This is a genomic window from Nonomuraea sp. NPDC048881, from assembly GCF_040649795.1.
GTDB lineage: Bacteria > Actinomycetota > Actinomycetes > Streptosporangiales > Streptosporangiaceae > Nonomuraea.
In genome coordinates this window covers 247,025-262,493 of record NZ_JBEZGC010000010.1, presented here as the reverse complement: position 1 = coordinate 262,493, position 15,469 = coordinate 247,025, and the positions used below count along the sequence as shown (strand labels likewise).

The window sequence follows — 15,469 nt, the reverse complement described above, 5'->3', positions numbered from 1 at the left end:
GAAAGGGACGCATGTGAAGTCGATTCGAGTGGCTGTGGCCGCCGGTGCGGTAGGACTCGCCGCGCTGACCGCCTGCTCTTCGCCCATGGAGGCCGGAGCCGCGGCCGTGGTCGGGAGCGAGCGCATCTCGGCCCGCGACCTGACCAAGAACGTTCAGGAGTACGAGGCCGCCCTCAAGCGCGCCAACGTCTCGGCCGAGCAGCTCGGGGTGCCCGTCACCCAGTTCGTGCTCTACCGGATGGCGAACGAGAGCGCGTTCAGGCAGCTCGCGGCCAAGCACAACGTGCAGGTCAGCGAGAGCGAGGTCGACAACGCGCTCAAGGACCCGGGCCAGTACCAGTCGCCCGAGATCAACCTGATCGCCAGGGGTGTCAGCCCGGCCGACGCGCGTGGCTACCTGCGCGCGGAGCTGGGCGCGGTCAAGGTGCGCAACCAGCTCGGCGGCGCCCAGGACCAGGCCGCGCAGGAGAAGTTCGTCAAGGAGCTGACGAGCATCAAGCCGGTCTACAGCCCGCGTTACGGCGAGTTCAGCCAGCAGGGCTTCGTCGATCCGGGCCGGTTCGGCAAGTCCTCCCAGCAGGCGCAGCAGCAACAGCAGGGCTAGCCCGATGCCGCTGATCGTCGTCACCACCTCGCCCAGGGTCGCGCCGGGCCTGCTGAGCGACCAGGCCTGGCAGGCGCTGCGCTCGGGGCCCGTGCTGACCGGCTCCGCCGGTCATCCGCAGCTCCCCTATCTGGCCGCCGCCGGGATCGAGGCGGAGGTCGTCGTGCCCGACGCGGTCGCGCTGTCCAGGCGGGCGGTGCGCGAGCGGGTGGTCTGGCTCGCCGGTGACGACGAGGACTTCATGCGCGCGATCGGGCGCGCGGCCATCGCGCTCGACGAGCCGCCGCTCATCGAGGTCGTGCCCGGTTCGTACGACCTGCCCGGCTCGCGGGTGCTCGACCTGGTCGCGGTGATGGACCGGCTGCGCACCGAATGCCCGTGGGACCGCAAGCAGACGCACGAGTCGCTGGTGCCGTACCTGCTGGAGGAGTCGTACGAGGTCCTGGAGACGATCGAGCAGGGCGACTACCCGGCGCTCCGCGAGGAGCTCGGCGACCTGCTGCTCCAGGTGGTCTTCCACGCCCGCGTGGCCGAGACGTTCGACATGGACGACGTCGCCGCGGGGATCGTCGAGAAGCTCGTCCGGCGGCACCCGCACGTGTTCGGATCGGTGCGGGCCGAGAGCGCGGACGAGGTCAACGACAACTGGGAGGCGATCAAGGCGGCCGAGCGGGCGGCCAAGGGCGGCGAGTCGTCGGTGCTCGACGGCGTCCCCATGGGCCAGCCCGCGCTCGCGCTGGCCGCCCAGCTGCTGCGCAGGGCCGAGCGGGCCGGTGCGCCCGAGGCGCTGGCGGCCGCGATCGGCCAGGGGGTGGCGCGCGAGCTGTTCGACCTCGTACGCCGGGCGCAGGAGGCCGGGCTGGACCCCGAGGCCGAGCTGCGCGCCGCGGCCCGTGCCTACCGCGACCGCGTACGCGCGTGGGAGTCCAACGCCTGACCGCCCTGCTTGTCGGAAGAAGTCACCCAATGCCAGGATCCTCGGGGGCTTGAACCGGCGAGCCGAGGGGGACTGGTGGTGGAGCTGAGACCGCTGCGCTCGGGGGAGCCGCGGGAGGTGGCGGGCTACCGCCTGCTCGGCCGGCTGGGCGACGGCGGCCAGGGATCGGTCTTCCTCGGCCGCGACGCGGGCGGCGGCCACGCGGCCGTCAAGGTGCTGCATCCGCGCCTGCTGGGCGACGAGCGGGCCACCCGCCGGTTCCTGCGGGAGAGCACGACCGCCGCCAAGGTGGCGGGCGCGCGCACGGCGCGGATCTACGGCAGCGGGCTGGCCGAGGGGCGGCCGTACATCGTCAGCGAGTTCATCGACGGGCCGTCCCTGCACGACCTGGTCCTCGACGGCGGCCCGCTGACCGGCGGCGAGCTGGACCGGCTGGCGGCCGGCACGATCACGGCCCTGACCGCCATCCACGGCGCGGGCATCGTGCACCGCGACTTCAAGCCGAGCAACGTGCTGATGGGCCAGGACGGTCCCCGCGTGATCGACTTCGGCATCGCCAAGGACCTGGACGTCTCCACCACGGCGAGCAGCGTCGTCGGCACGCCGGGGTACATGTCGCCGGAGCAGATCGCGGGGGAGAGCGCGACGGCCGCCTCCGACGTCTTCAGCTGGGCGGCCACCATCGGGTTCGCCGCCACGGGGGAGCCGCTGTTCGGCCGGGACTCGATCCCGGCCGTGATGAACCGGATCCTGCACGCCGAGCCGGACCTGCGCGAGGTGCCCGAGCCGCTGCGCGCGGTGCTGGCGGCGTGCCTGGCCAAGGAGCCGCAGGCGCGGCCGTCGGCCGACGACGTGCTGGCGCGGCTGCTGGGCCGTACGGCGCCGCGCGGGCACGTCCGCGAGCACGTCCGCGAGCATGTCCGTGAGCACGTCCGTGGGCACGTCGGCGGGCATGTCCGCGGGCACGTCGGCGGGCACGTCCGTGGGCGGGCGCGGCCCGGGGCGGGTGAGGTGCGGGAGGCGCCGTCCGGCGGGCGTCCGGTGACGCGGCGGAGGTGGGCCGCCGCCGGGGTCGGCGTGCTCGTCGTCGTGGGGGTGGTGGCCGGGGCGTTGTGGCGGAACGCCGGTCTGCCCTCCGGCGGCGGGGACGGCGGGCAGGCGGGGGCGTTCGGCGTCGAGCTCGGCCCCGAGTTCGGGCCCGAGCCGGGGGCCCAGGTGGCGGCGATGGCCATCGGTCATCACAAGGGCGCGCCCGTCGTCGTCTACGCCGAGCGGGCGGGCAACTCGATCGAGGTGTGGGACCCGCGGGCCGGCGAGCCGCTCGACCGGCTCGCGAACGCCGGCCCCACGCCGGTGCGCTCGCTGCTGCTGGTCCCGGTGGGCGGCCGGCAGACGGCGGTCTGGACGGGCACGGACGGGGCCGTGCGGCGCTGGCGCATCGGCGACGCCCGCCCCGGCACGTGGCACGCGGTGTGCCCGTCGGAGGCCCGCCTGGCGCCCGGCCAGTGGCGCACGCAGCCCGCGGTCGTGATCGGCTGCCGCGACGGCCGGGTCGTGACGCTCGACCTGGCCTCCAACCGCGTCGTCGCCAGCACCAGGGCCGCCGCCGGCCCGGTCACCGCCCTGGCCTGGGACGAGGCCAGCGGCAAGGCCCTCGTCGGCACCGGCCGGGGCCTGGTGGGCGCGGCCGGCGGGCTGCTCGGCGAGGACAAGGGCGAGGTGCGCTCGGTCGCCGCGTTCGGCGACGGCCACGCCGCCGTCACCACGGGCCGCTCGACCGCCGTGTACGACCTGGCCAGCGGCGCCTTCGTGCGCGGCTTCAGCACGGGCGCGGCGGGCGCCGGCGTCACGGCCGCGGGCGGCCGCCGGATGATCGCCGGCGGCGGCGACGGGGTCACCGTCTGGAACGCCGACCGCGGCGAGCGGCTGGGCGGCCTCGCGCCGGGCAGGAAGGTCACCGCCCTGGCGGTGGGCGACGGGCTGCTGGTTGCCGCGAGCGGCGGCCGCCTCCAAGCCTGGAGCCTGTCCCCGACCAGCTGACCCACGACGAGCCCGACGCCTGTCCTCGACGGCCTGGGCCGCGACGGGCCCGACGCCTGTCCTCGACGGCCTGGGCCACGACGGGCCCGACGCCTCCTTCGACCGGCTGACCCGCGAGGGGGCCGACGTCCGGTGGCCGGACCGTGCCGTACCGGTGGCCCGGGGTACCGATAGGCTCTGATGGCATATTGCCTTTCGATTTAGGAGCGCAACCCGTGGCTACCATCGAGGTCGTTTACGCTCGCGAGATCCTCGACTCCCGGGGCAACCCCACGGTCGAGGTCGAGGTCGTGCTCGACGACGGCAGCAGCGGCCGCGCCGCCGTGCCGAGCGGGGCGTCCACCGGCCAGTTCGAGGCGGTCGAGCTGCGTGACGGCGGCAAGCGCTATGGCGGCAAGGGCGTGGAGAAGGCCGTGCTCGCCGTGACCGACGAGATCTTCGAGGAGATCAACGGGGTCGAGGCCGAGGACCAGCGCATCATCGACCAGATCATGATCGACCTCGACCGCACGCCCAACAAGGCCAAGCTGGGCGCCAACGCCATCCTGGGCGTCTCGCTCGCCGTCGCCAAGGCCGCGGCCGACAGCGCCGACCTGCCCCTGTTCCGCTACGTCGGCGGCCCCAACGCCCACGTGCTGCCCGTGCCGATGATGAACATCCTCAACGGCGGCGCGCACGCCGACACCAACGTCGACATCCAGGAGTTCATGATCGCGCCGATCGGGGCGGAGACGTTCCGCGAGGCCGTGCGCATGGGCACCGAGGTCTACCACGCGCTCAAGGGCGTGCTGAAGGAGAAGGGCTACGCGACGGGCCTGGGCGACGAGGGCGGCTTCGCCCCCAACCTGCCCTCCAACCGCGACGCCCTCGACCTGATCCTGGTCGCGATCGAGCGGGCCGGCTACGTGCCGGGCGAAGACGTGGCGCTGGCCCTCGACGTGGCCGCCTCCGAGTTCCACAAGGACGGCGTCTACACGATCGACGGCAAGGGCGTCTCGGCGCAGGAGCTCATCGCCTTCTACGCGGACCTGGTCGCCAACTACCCGCTCGTCTCCATCGAGGACCCCCTCGACGAGGAGGACTGGGAGGGCTGGAAGGCCATCACGGAGGCCCTCGGCGACAAGGTGCAGCTGGTCGGCGACGACCTGTTCGTCACCAACCCCGAGCGGCTGGCGCGCGGCATCGACGAGGGCACCGCCAACGCCCTGCTGGTCAAGGTCAACCAGATCGGCACGCTGTCGGAGACCCTCGACGCCGTCGACCTGGCCCACCGCAACGGCTACCGGTGCATGATGAGCCACCGTTCCGGCGAGACCGAGGACACGACGATCGCCGACCTGGCGGTGGCGGTCAACTGCGGCCAGATCAAGACCGGCGCCCCGGCGCGGTCCGACCGCGTGGCCAAGTACAACCAGTTGCTGCGCATCGAGGAGCTTCTCGACGACGCCGCCCGCTACGCGGGTCGCGCGGCTTTTCCGCGGTTCCGGCGCTAGTTTCGACTGACGGTCCGCGGCCTGGGAAGGTCTGACGGCCGCGGGCCGTACGTCGAAGGGGGTGTGCAGCATTGGCGAAGAGGCCGCAGCTGACCGGGCGGGCCGCCATCCTCGCGGTCGTGGTGTGCGCGATCGCGATGAGCCTGGCCTACCCTGTGCGCGAGTACATCAGCCTGCGCCGCAGCATCGCCGAGCTGCAGGCGGAGAAGGCCAGAGTCGAGGCCGAGCGGCAGACGCTGCTGGCCCGCGACCGGCAGAGCGACGATCCCAACTGGATCAAACGCACCGCCAAGGAGCGGCTGCACTTCTGCGGCCCCGGCGAGAAGTGCTATGTGGTGATGGAGCCCGAGCAGGGCAAGGAGCAGACGGCCGTGAAGCAGCCCGTCGAGGTGCCGCCGTGGTACCAGACGCTGTGGGAGTCGGTGGAGGCCGCCGACAAGGGCACGGGCCGCAGAGCGGTGGAGAGCAGCAGTGGAAAGTGACGACGTCGAGGCGGTCCAGCGGCAGCTCGGCCGGCCGCCCAGAGGGCTGCGCGGGGTGGCCCACCGCTGCCCGTGCGGCAATCCCGACGTGGTGGAGACCGCGCCGCGGCTGCCCGACGGGTCGCCGTTCCCGACCCTGTACTACCTGACCTGCCCCAAGGCCGCCTCGGCCATCGGCACGCTCGAAGGCTCCGGCCTGATGCGTGAGATGCAGGCCAGGCTGGCGAGCGACCCCGACCTGGCGGCCGCCTACCAGGCCGCGCACGACGACTACGTCGCCAGGCGCGACAAGGCGGCCCACGACGAGGGCATGGAGCCGCTGCCCCGCGACATGCAGAGCACCGGCGGCATGCCGCTGCGGGTGAAGTGCCTGCACGCCCTGGTGGCGCACGAGCTGGCGGTGCCGGGGAGCAACCCGTTCGGCAGGGAGGCGCTCGACGCGCTCCCCGACTGGTGGAGTGACGGACCATGCGTGTAGCCGCCATCGACTGCGGCACCAACTCGGTGCGCCTGCTCATCGCCGACGTCCGCGACGACACGCTGCACGACGTCGAGCGGCGGATGGAGATCGTCCGGCTGGGGCAGGGGGTCGACCGCACCGGCATGCTGGCGCCCGACGCGCTGGAGCGCACGTTCAAGGCGATGCGTTCCTACCGGGAGCTGATCGACCGGCACGGCGCGGTCGCGACCAGGGTGGTGGCCACGAGCGCGACCCGCGACGCGGGCAACCGGCAGGAGTTCGCCGACGGCGTCCGCGAGATCTTCGGCGTGACGCCCGAGGTCGTGACGGGGGCGGAGGAGGCCGAGCTGTCGTTCAGGGGGGCGACCAGGGGCCTGCTGCGCATCTCGCCGGAGACCGAGATGCCGCAGGGCCCGCTGCCGCCCTACCTGGTGGTGGACATCGGCGGCGGTTCCACGGAGTTCGTGGTCGGCTCCGAGCACGCCGAGGCCGCGCTGTCGGTGGACATCGGCTGCGTCCGGCTGACCGAACGCCACCTGAGGGACGCCGGCGACCCGCCGCCGGCCCCGGCGCTGGAGGCCGTCGTCGCCGACATCGAGGCGGCCCTCGACCGGGTGGAGGAGGCGGTGCCCGTCGAGCGGGCGCACACGCTGGTCGGCCTGGCGGGCTCGGTGACCACGATCGCGGGCATCGCCCTCGACCTGCCGGCCTACGACTCCGAGCGCATCCACCACTCCAGGATCACCGCCGAAGAGGTTCACGAGGTGACACGGCGGCTGCTGGCGATGACCCATGGTGATCGCGCGCGGGTTCCGGTGATGCATCCTGGGCGGGTTGACGTGATTGGCGCCGGTGCGCTAATTCTTGACCGGATCGTGCGGCGTTTTGCGTTTTCGCAGGTCGTCGTCAGCGAACACGACATCTTGGATGGAATCGCCTGGTCTCTCGCCGGCTGAGATAGCCAAATCCGGACATTTCCGATCTATGACCCGTGTTGAGCGTGCAATCACTATTGTGATTAGGTAAAGGCGCAAAACGGGGGCTTTGCCATATTGCTGTGCACGGAAGGTGACGGCGTGGCGACCGTTCCCGAGCGCGTCTTTTCCCTCACGGAATGGAGCACTCTCACATGATGTCTGTTGGGTTGGCACGTAAGGCGGCGGCGTTCGGCGCCTCCGCCGCCGTGCTGGCCGCCATGGCAGCGGGCCTGGTAGCCAGCCCCGCTCAGGCGGCGACCTCGGCCGCGGCCGGCAAGGCCGGCACGGCCACCGCGGCCAAGTCCACCAAGTCCGGCAAGGTCTCGGTCACCACGCCGAAGGTCTCGTCGAAGGACTACCAGGGTTCCTGTCCGGTCAACCTGCGCTTCTCGTCCAGGATCTCGGTCCCGGTCAAGGGCAAGACCGAGCTCGCCTACCGTTGGCTCCACGGTGACGGGTCCAAGGGCAAGGTCCAGGTTGTCAAGCTCAAGGGCCACGGCACCAAGTCGGTCACCGTCAAGGAGTCGGTGACCTTCAAGGGTGAGGTCAAGGGCTGGGAGGCCGTCCAGGTCCTCGGTCCGAAGAAGGTCACGTCCAAGAAGGGCTACTTCTCGGTCAGCTGTGCCGACCAGGGTGGCAGGAATGACGGGGACGACCGTTCGGGCGTCCGTACGGACAAGGACGTGTCGGTCTCGGCTCGCGCCTGGGCCAGCCCGTCGTCCTACGAGGGCGCGTGCACCCCGGGTGACAAGATCGACTTCACCGGTCTGATCAGCGTCAACCACCCGACCTGGGTCCGCTACCGCTGGATCCTGAACGGTGAGGTCGCCGACCACGGCAAGGTCAAGGTCTGGAACAAGCGTAAGGTCGGCTTCGGCATCTCCCCGCGTCACAGCCAGCGTGGCTGGGCGCAGCTGGAGATCGTCGGCCCCGACGACGCCCTGTCCAACCGCGCCTACTACAAGGTGTGGTGCAAGGACTCGACCCCCGCTCCCGCTGTCAAGGTGTCGGCCACCAACCTGGTGACGGCCACCAACCACAACGGCTGCAAGGTCGGCGCGCACGCCACGGTCAGCGCGACCGGCGCCGCGCGCGTCCAGTACACCTGGGCGGTCAACGGCGAGTCCGTGGCCAAGGGCGAGAGCCTCTTCGCGGGCAGCGGTTCCAAGACCGTCGAGCTCTCCGAGCAGGCGCTGACCGGCGAGGCCGCCAAGGGTGGCAAGATCACCCTGACGGTCACCGGCCCGAACAACAACGACTCGATCACGCAGTCGTACGCGGCGTGCGAGGCTCCCAAGCCCACCGCGTCCGTGTCGTCCGTGTCGGTCACCAACACCCGCACCGACATGTGCAAGGACAACCGTGGTCCCGGCGTGGACTTCTCGGCCACCCTGCACAGCACCGGCCCGACCACCGTCAGGTACTACTGGGTGGTCAACGGCGTCAAGGACGTCAACGTCCTTGAGCGTCAGGTCAACGGCGACCTCGCCGTGACCTGGGGCGTCGGTGGCACGCAGAACAGCAAGGAGACGAAGGGCACCATCGAGCTCGTCGTCGTCAGCCCGAACGCCGCCTCGTCGGGCGTCGCCAACTACTCGGCGACCTGCCCCAAGGCCGACGCCTAAGCTGATCATGTGACCGGGCGGCACCCTTCCGGGAGCCGCCCGGTTCTCTTGTTGCCACTACTGTGCTTTGCACAGTACTCTGCTTCGCGTGGATAGCAGCCAGTTGCTCAAGGGCGTGCTCGACCTGGCCGTGCTGGCCGTGCTCGCCGAGCGCGACGGCTACGGCTACGACGTCGTGCGCCGGCTCAGGGAGGCGGGCCTGGAAGAGGTGGGCGACGCCTCCGTCTACGGCACGCTGCGCCGCCTGTTCAAGGCCGGCGCGCTCAACTCCTACGTCGTGGCCTCCGACGAGGGCCCCCACCGCAAGTACTACGGGCTCAACGAGGTCGGCCGCACCCTGTACGCCACCTCGACCAAGCGGTGGGCGTCGTTCGCGGCCACCATGGATTCCCTGCTCAAGGAGGGCCACGCATGACCACGCCGGAACAGTACGCGCAGGCCGTCCGCGACGCCCTGGCCGGTCACCCCGACCGCGAGGAGCTGATCGAGGACCTCGACGACCATCTGGCCGAGATCGCGGCCGAGTCCGACCTGCCGCTGGAGGAACGGCTCGGGCCGCCCGCCGCGTACGCGGAGGAGCTGGTGGCCGCCTACGGAGGGCGTCCCCAGAGCCGCCGGAGTCGCCGTCCGCGGCCGCGCGCGTGGGCGGCGCGGGCGCATGCCGGGCTGCTGCGGCACAAGCCGTACCGGAGCTTCGTGGCCTTCCTGCCCGAGCTGCGGCCCGGCTGGTGGGTGCTGCGCGGCTACCTGCTGGCCATGCTGCTGCTGGCGATCACGGCGGGCGGCGGCGTCGTGCCGGGGAACCTGGCGGAGTGGGCGCTCGTGGCGGTGGCGGTGTGGGTCTCGGTGTGGTTCGGCCGGGCCCGCGGGGGGCGCTTCGCCGCGCTGCTGGCCACGGGCGTCAACGTGCTGGCGGGCCTGGCGCTGCTCGCCGGCATGGTGACGGCCTCCGACCGGGACGACCAGCAGGTCGCGATGGCGGCGCCGGCCGACGTGATGCTGGTCGGCGGCGGCCTCGACGTCTACAACATCAAGCCGTACGCCAAGGACGGCAGCCCGCTGACCGACGTCTACCTCTACGACCAGGACGGCAAACCGATCACGGTCAGCCCCGAGGACCACGGGTACATGGTCGACCGGTCCTGCGGCGAGCCGGTGCTCAACCGCTACCCGCTGCCGCTGGTCCAGCAGCAGGACATGATGGCCGACAACGGCATGCCCACGGCCGCGCCCCCCGCGCCCGCCGCGTGCCCGACGGCCTCCACGGCGCCCGTCGCCCCCTCGGCGACGCCCGCGCCGACCGCCACCGCCACCGCCACCACGCCCGTGCCCGAGAAGACGAGGTGATCGGGCACCATCGGTGTCATGAGCTTCGTACCACCCGGCACCGGCTGGCCCGGCGATCCCGCCACCCCTGACACCCCGGTGGCCCATGACCCCGCGGACGTGCGCCGCCTCGCCTCCACCACCGGCACCCTCGCGGAGCTCACGGCCGCGCAGTCCGTCTGCCGCGCCTGCCCGCGTCTGGTGGAGTGGCGCGAGGAAGTGGCGCGCGTGCGGCGGCGCGCGTTCGCGGACGAGACGTACTGGGGCCGTCCCGTCCCCGGGTGGGGGGCCGAGCGGCCGAAGGTGCTGCTGGTCGGCCTGGCCCCGGCGGCCCACGGGGGCAACAGGACGGGCCGCATCTTCACCGGCGACCGCAGCGGCGACTGGCTGTTCGCCTCGCTCCACCGCTGCGGCCTGGCGGCCAAGGAGACCAGCACGTACGCCGGCGACGGCCAGGAGCTCATCGACACCAGGGTGCTGGCGTCGGTGCGCTGCGCGCCTCCGGCCAACAAGCCCACGCCGGAGGAGAAGGCCGCCTGCTTCCCGTGGATGGCGCGCGAGGTGGCGATGGTGGCGGAGAGCGTACGGGCGGTGGTGGCGCTCGGCGGGTTCGCCTGGCAGGCCATGTGGCCCGCGCTCAAGGACGCCGGCTACGAGCTGCCGCGCACCCGCCCCCGGTTCGGCCACGGCGTCGAGGTCGAGGTCCGGCACGACGCCGTCCCCGTCACCCTGATCGGCTGCTACCACCCCAGCCAGCAGAACACCTTCACCGGCCGCGTCACCGCCCAGATGCTGGACGACGTCTTCCTCCGGGCCAGGTCGCTGGCGGTGTGACGCGTCCCACCATCCCCGGGTTGGACTCTCCGGAAGGGCTCGACGTAAGCTTGTGAATGCTTTCACAAGCATTCCACGAGGGATGGGGCCTCAGGATGAACAAGCACATCTTGATCGTCGGCGGCGGGTACGTCGGCCTGTACACCGCGCTCAGGCTGCAGCGCAAGCTCCACCGCGAGCTGCGCGGCGGCGAGGCGCGCATCACGATCATCGACCCCCAGTCCTACATGACCTACCAGCCGTTCCTGCCGGAGGCGGCGGCGGGCAACCTCTCGCCCAGGCACATGGTTGCCCCGCTGCGCCGGATCCTCCCCAAGGTGCGCATCCTCAACGGCACGGTCACCAAGGTCGACCACGCCGAGCGCGTCGTCACCTTCCAGCCCGCCGAGGGCGAGCCGCGCCAGGTGGCCTACGACGTGATCGTGATGGCCGCCGGGTCGATCTCCCGTACGCTGCCGATCCCCGGGCTGACCGACATCGGCATCGGGTTCAAGACGGTCGGCGAGGCCATCGCGCTGCGCAACCGCGTGCTGCACCTGCTCGACGTGGCCGAGTCGACCGTCGATCCCGAGGTGCGGCGCAGGGCGCTCACGTTCGTGGTGGTCGGAGCCGGCTTCGCGGGCGTGGAGGCGCTGGCCGAGCTGGAGGACATGGCCAAGGACTCCACCCGCTACTACCGCAACATCACCCCGGCCGACCTGCGCTGGGTCCTCGTCGAGGCCACGAACCGGGTGCTGCCCGAGGTCGGCCCCGAGATGGGCAAGTGGACGCTGGAGCAGCTGCGCGAACGCGGCATCGAGGTCAAGCTGGACACCAGGCTGGAGTCGTGCGAGGGCGGCCACGTCGTGCTCAGCGACGGCACCGAGTTCGACGCCGAGACCCTGGTGTGGACGGCGGGCGTCAAGCCGAGCCCGGTCGTCAACGACAGCGACCTGCCCCTGGACGAGCGGGGCCGGATCAAGACCACCGCCGCCCTGACCGTCGCCGGCACCCGCGACGCCTTCGCCGCCGGCGACGCGGCCGGGGTGCCCGACGTGACGAACCCGGGCCAGTACTGCGCACCCAACGCCCAGCACGCCGTGCGCCAGGCCAAGGTGCTGGCCGACAACATCATCCGGCACCTGCGGGGCGAGCAACTGGTCGATTACCGCCACAAGTATGTCGGATCGGTCGCCGGACTGGGCCTGCATCAGGGCGTCGCCAATGTCTATGGCGTCAAGCTGCGCGGTTTCCCTGCGTGGTTCATGCACCGCACCTACCATCTGTCGCGGGTGCCGACGCTGAACCGCAAGGTCCGTGTCGTCGTCGACTGGACCCTGGCCCTGTTCTTCAAGCGAGAGACCATCTCGCTGGGTGAGATGGAGCATCCGCGCGACGGGTTCAGGGCCGCGGTGGCGACGACCCGCCGCTAGCCCAGGTACGGCAGCGCCCCGGCGAGCATCGCCGGGGCGTTTTCGGCACCCCTGGACGCAATGCGGAAGGGGTACCACGGGTGGGGCTCTCAGCGGTGACCGTGCTCGGCGTGGACCGGCCCGGCGTGATCGCCGCCGTCACCGGTTCGCTGGCCGACTGCGGCGCGAACATCCAGGACTCGACCATGACGCTGCTCGGCGGGTACGTGGCGATGATGCTGCTGGTCTCCGGCGACCTCGACTCCGCCGAGCTGACCAAGCGGCTCGGCGCGCCCGAGCTGGTGGTCTCCGCCTCGGCGATCGAGGCGCGGCGGCACTTCTGCGACGACGGCGGCGGCCTCGGCTACGTCCTGACCGTGCACGGCCCCGACCGGCCGGGCATCATCTCGGCCGTCAGCGCCGTGCTGGCCGCCGACGGCGGCAACATCACCGGCATGAGCACCCGGCTCACCGGCCGCCTCTACGTGCTCATCGCCGACGTCGAGCTGCCCGAGGACGTCGACGTCGCCGCCCTCATGCGCCGGCTGGCGGCGGTCGGGGCCGGGCTCGACTCGGAGATCACCTTCCGTCCCGTCGAGCCGGACCTGCTGTGACGGGCGCCAGAGGCACCCCGCGCCAGGTGCTCGGCGCGCCGCATCCGGCGCTGTCGGCCAGGGCCGAGCCGGTCGACCCGGCGGCCCCCGAGACCGTGCGGGCCGCGGCCGACCTGCTCGCCACCCTGCGCGGCGAGACGGCCATGACGGGGCTGGCCGCCCCGCAGATCGGCCTGAGGTGGCGGCTGATCGCCTTCAACGCCTGGGCCCACCCCCGGGCCCGGTCATGGGCCGGGGAGCTCGTCCTGGTCAACCCTCGCCTCACGAGCGCCTCCCACTGGGACGGCGGGCGCGAGGGGTGCGCGTCCATCGCGGGGCTCATGGCCGACGTGCGCCGGGCGACACGCATCACCGTACATGGGCATTTGCCGGGCACAGGGGAGCCGGTCGTCATCGAGGCGGACGCCTTCGAGGCCCGCTGCATTCAGCACCAACTGGACCATCTGGACGGTCTACTCTTCTTGGACAGAGTGCCAGGGGCGCTATCACTTCACCGCAGACTTCACAGTTGTGACGCCTGATGCGAAGTTGTGCTCCTCGGAAGCATGGTCCGTTTCGTATGATTGCGGCGCCCCCGTAGCCCAATGGCAGAGGCAAACCCCTTAAAAGGGTTGTAGTGCGGGTTCGAATCCCGCCGGGGGCACCATTCTTAAGTGTCCCCGACCTGGGGTTTTCTCCGAGTGAAGCGTCTTGTCGCATCCGGTGGTTCACTACTGCTGTCAACCCGTCACACAATGCTTCCAGTCGTTTGCCGGGAAGACCCGGTCTGGTGAGCCATCCGGAAGATTCCGTTTTCATCACGAAACCCAACAGAACCCGGTTTCCATTGGTTGCGACGCAGTTACTCGCCGCCCGGCCGCCGGCCCCGGACGGCCGTCCCGGCCTCGGGAACTCGTGCGAGGTCACGTTCGTTGTCCTCGCTGCCGAAGTCCCCCCGACGAACTTCGATCTGAGCGTGAGTTGACCTAGGTGCCGCCAGGCCCCGTAGGCTCGGCGCCACAGGAGGCAGCGATGGAGAGCAAGAACCCCGTATTCGGCAGGGCGCGCCAGCAGCGCGCGGGTTGGGCCGGCCCGGCCCCGTCACCCGACACCCTGCGGAACATGTACGACGCCCCGTCGTACGCACCCCCGGCCCCGCCCGCCTACCGGGCGATGACCCTCGACGACGTCGTCGTCCGGGGTTTCCTCACCCTCGGCGCGCTCGTCGTGGCCGCCGCCGCGACGTGGGTGCTCAACGTCCCCCCGATGGTGGCCGTCGGCGCCGCCGTCGTGGCCCTCATCCTCGGCCTGATCGCCTCGTTCACCCAGAGCACCAACCCGGCGCTCATCCTGGGCTACGCGGTGTTCGAGGGCGTCTTCCTCGGCAAGATCAGCCAGCTGTTCGAGGGCGCCATCAGCGGCATCGTCTTCCAGGCGGTGCTCGGCACGGCCTTCGCCTTCGGCGCGGTGCTGACCGTCTACTCGCTGCGGGTCGTCCGCGTCACCCCCAAGCTGGTCAAGTACGGCATGGCGGCCGCCATCGCGGTGGTCGGGCTGGTGCTGGTCAACCTGCTGGTCGGCATCTTCAACGGCGTCGGGCTCGGCCTGCGCACCGACAGCCCGCTCGGCTACATCTTCAGCATCGTCATGATCCTGATCGGCTGCTTCTTCCTGCTCCTCGACTTCGACTCGATCGAGCAGGGCGTGCGCCAGGGCGTTCCGGACAAGTTCGCCTGGCAGTGCGCGTTCGGCCTCATGCTGAGCCTGGTCTGGATCTACCTTGAGGTGCTCCGCCTCATCAGCTATTTCACCGGCGACGACTGATCGTTCATCTCCTGGGGGCCTCGCCGTAACCGGCGGGGCCCTCTCTTTGTGCGACCGGAAATCTACCTGCCGTCACAGAATGATGCCTGGCCGGGGGGTTGCCATTCGCAGCGCGGTGTTGCAGTGTCGAGCAAAGGACCTTAATCCGCGGAGGTGCCCATGTCCTTGAACCACTCACCGGAGACGCAGACGAAGCTCATCGCAAGGGTCCCCACGATAACGGGACGCGAACTCCCCGAGTGGTTCCAAGCCATCGACAACGGCCCATCCTTCCTGAGGTGCGACGAGCGGGCCAACTGGCTCGCCGACGAGCACGGGCTGACCCACGGCTACGCCGCCGCGATCGTGCTGGAGCACGAGCGGCACCGCCGTACCCGAATGGGCTTGATGTAGAGCCCTTCCCCATCCCCGCGCCCGTGCTCCGAGTACGGGCGCGGCATCATGAACACATGGATCTGGACAAGGCGCTCGGCTTCATCGAGACCCACCACCACGCAGTCCTGCTCACCAGCCGTCGCGGAGGGCACCCGCAGATGTCGCCGGTGCTGGCGGGCGTGGCCGGCGGGCACATCGTCATCAGCACCCGCGAGACGGCGATGAAGGTGCACAACATCCGCCGGGATCCCCGCGTCTCGCTCTGCGTGCTCGCCGACGGCTTCTTCGGCGAGTGGCTCCAGGTCGACGGCACGGCCGAGATCGTCTCCCTGCCGGAGGCGATGGACCAGCTCGTCGCCTACTACCGGGACATCTCCGGCGAACACCCCGACTGGGACGCCTACCGCGAGGCCATGGTCAGAGACCGGCGCGTCATCGTCCGCGTCACCCCGCTCCAGGCCGGCCCCGACCGCCAGGGCTGACCTCCGGGACGCGAACGGCCCCGTGC

General features: G+C 71.2%; 16 protein-coding genes, 1 tRNA gene and 1 pseudogene. All 18 read left to right on the top strand.

The window, feature by feature from the left end; translation table 11 throughout:
• Nucleotides 1-7: 7 nt before the first annotated feature.
• Nucleotides 8-604: pseudogene (locus AB0C33_RS33155) on the top strand (SurA N-terminal domain-containing protein); the annotation flags it as partial.
• A 4-nt stretch (nt 605-608) separates the two neighbouring features.
• A complete protein-coding gene (locus AB0C33_RS33150) occupies nt 609-1,541 on the top strand; it encodes a MazG family protein (RefSeq protein ID WP_352353011.1) in 933 nt (310 codons plus the stop codon).
• Between the two features lie 75 nt (nt 1,542-1,616).
• Nucleotides 1,617-3,581: a protein kinase gene (locus AB0C33_RS33145; RefSeq protein ID WP_358294518.1), complete on the top strand. Its 1,965-nt coding sequence runs from the start codon at nt 1,617-1,619 to the stop codon at nt 3,579-3,581.
• 215 nt (nt 3,582-3,796) lie between these two features.
• A complete protein-coding gene (gene eno / locus AB0C33_RS33140; protein ID WP_358294516.1) occupies nt 3,797-5,074 on the top strand; it encodes a phosphopyruvate hydratase in 1,278 nt (425 codons plus the stop codon).
• Nucleotides 5,075-5,145: 71 nt separating this feature from the next.
• On the top strand, nt 5,146-5,556 hold the full coding sequence (locus AB0C33_RS33135) for a septum formation initiator family protein (RefSeq protein WP_352323568.1): 411 nt from the start codon (nt 5,146-5,148) through the stop codon (nt 5,554-5,556).
• Complete coding sequence (locus tag AB0C33_RS33130) at nt 5,546-6,034, top strand: DUF501 domain-containing protein (RefSeq protein WP_352323567.1); 489 nt, start codon at nt 5,546-5,548, stop codon at nt 6,032-6,034. Before AB0C33_RS33135 ends, AB0C33_RS33130 begins: the two co-directional genes overlap by 11 nt.
• On the top strand, nt 6,025-6,972 hold the full coding sequence (locus AB0C33_RS33125) for a Ppx/GppA phosphatase family protein (RefSeq protein ID WP_358294514.1): 948 nt from the start codon (nt 6,025-6,027) through the stop codon (nt 6,970-6,972). Before AB0C33_RS33130 ends, AB0C33_RS33125 begins: the two co-directional genes overlap by 10 nt.
• A 188-nt stretch (nt 6,973-7,160) precedes the next feature.
• Complete coding sequence (locus AB0C33_RS33120) at nt 7,161-8,618, top strand: hypothetical protein (protein ID WP_358294512.1); 1,458 nt, start codon at nt 7,161-7,163, stop codon at nt 8,616-8,618.
• Between the two features lie 88 nt (nt 8,619-8,706).
• Entirely contained in the window at nt 8,707-9,033 is a 327-nt protein-coding gene (locus AB0C33_RS33115; protein ID WP_358294510.1) for a PadR family transcriptional regulator, read from the top strand.
• The gene (locus AB0C33_RS33110; RefSeq protein WP_358294508.1) at nt 9,030-9,965 is read left to right on the top strand and encodes a hypothetical protein; all 936 of its coding nucleotides are present in this window, start codon (nt 9,030-9,032) and stop codon (nt 9,963-9,965) included. The genes AB0C33_RS33115 and AB0C33_RS33110 overlap by 4 nt, the downstream gene beginning before the upstream one ends.
• Before the next feature lie 18 nt (nt 9,966-9,983).
• Nucleotides 9,984-10,778: a uracil-DNA glycosylase gene (locus AB0C33_RS33105; RefSeq protein WP_358294506.1), complete on the top strand. Its 795-nt coding sequence runs from the start codon at nt 9,984-9,986 to the stop codon at nt 10,776-10,778.
• Between the two features lie 95 nt (nt 10,779-10,873).
• Nucleotides 10,874-12,190 carry an NAD(P)/FAD-dependent oxidoreductase gene (locus tag AB0C33_RS33100; RefSeq protein WP_358294504.1) on the top strand — a complete coding sequence of 439 codons (1,317 nt, stop codon included), beginning with the start codon at nt 10,874-10,876 and terminating at the stop codon, nt 12,188-12,190.
• 80 nt (nt 12,191-12,270) lie between these two features.
• Nucleotides 12,271-12,783, top strand: a complete 513-nt coding sequence (locus AB0C33_RS33095; protein WP_358294503.1) for an ACT domain-containing protein — start codon at nt 12,271-12,273, stop codon at nt 12,781-12,783.
• A complete protein-coding gene (locus tag AB0C33_RS33090; protein ID WP_358294502.1) occupies nt 12,780-13,304 on the top strand; it encodes a peptide deformylase in 525 nt (174 codons plus the stop codon). The genes AB0C33_RS33095 and AB0C33_RS33090 overlap by 4 nt, the downstream gene beginning before the upstream one ends.
• A gap of 49 nt (nt 13,305-13,353) precedes the next feature.
• A tRNA-Leu gene (locus AB0C33_RS33085) sits at nt 13,354-13,429 on the top strand.
• A gap of 365 nt (nt 13,430-13,794) precedes the next feature.
• Complete coding sequence (locus tag AB0C33_RS33080; protein WP_358294501.1) at nt 13,795-14,586, top strand: Bax inhibitor-1/YccA family protein; 792 nt, start codon at nt 13,795-13,797, stop codon at nt 14,584-14,586.
• A 159-nt stretch (nt 14,587-14,745) separates the two neighbouring features.
• Nucleotides 14,746-14,979 (top strand): DUF4287 domain-containing protein, encoded by a 234-nt coding sequence (locus tag AB0C33_RS33075; protein WP_352323556.1) that lies wholly within the window; start codon nt 14,746-14,748, stop codon nt 14,977-14,979.
• Between the two features lie 56 nt (nt 14,980-15,035).
• Complete coding sequence (locus tag AB0C33_RS33070) at nt 15,036-15,443, top strand: PPOX class F420-dependent oxidoreductase (RefSeq protein WP_358294500.1); 408 nt, start codon at nt 15,036-15,038, stop codon at nt 15,441-15,443.
• The last annotated feature ends 26 nt before the right edge of the window (nt 15,444-15,469 follow it).